Raw genomic sequence first — 436 nt, forward strand, 5'->3', positions numbered from 1 at the left:
GATTGCCTCAGTCGTCGTGGCGCTGCCGTGTAGAACTTGTCCCATAATGCATCCCTCCAAGTCTGAGAAAGTATTGCACCATCAAAACCTGGGATCAAACATCTAAAGAAGTTGATGGCTACATTCGGTGGTACAACGAAAAGCGGATCAAGATATCACTTGGCGCACGAAGCCCAATCGAATATCGAAACAGTCTTGGCATCGTGTCATAAAACCAGTCCAAGTTTTTATCCGCAGCCCCGGTTTGTTCGTTTGAAACGAACAGCCCTCCGATCCGATGCCGGAGAGCTGAATTCGCAGAAGACCATAGACTTTTTACCACTTTACTTTAAAGCCGACATTGCCTTTGAGAGCATAGCTTTGAGAGAAGTGGTTGAGGGATGTTTTGATGGAACCTTCCCCATAGAGCATGTATTTGTTGTCGGCCCAGGCATAG

General features: G+C 47.0%; 1 pseudogene. It reads left to right on the plus strand.

The features are described 5' to 3' along the window. Positions 1-101: 101 nt before the first annotated feature. A pseudogene (locus CEV31_RS13350) lies at positions 102-212 on the plus strand (IS3 family transposase); the annotation flags it as partial. Positions 213-436 lie beyond the last annotated feature (224 nt).

It is taken from the genome of Brucella thiophenivorans (genome assembly GCF_002252445.1).
GTDB lineage: Bacteria > Pseudomonadota > Alphaproteobacteria > Rhizobiales > Rhizobiaceae > Brucella > Brucella thiophenivorans.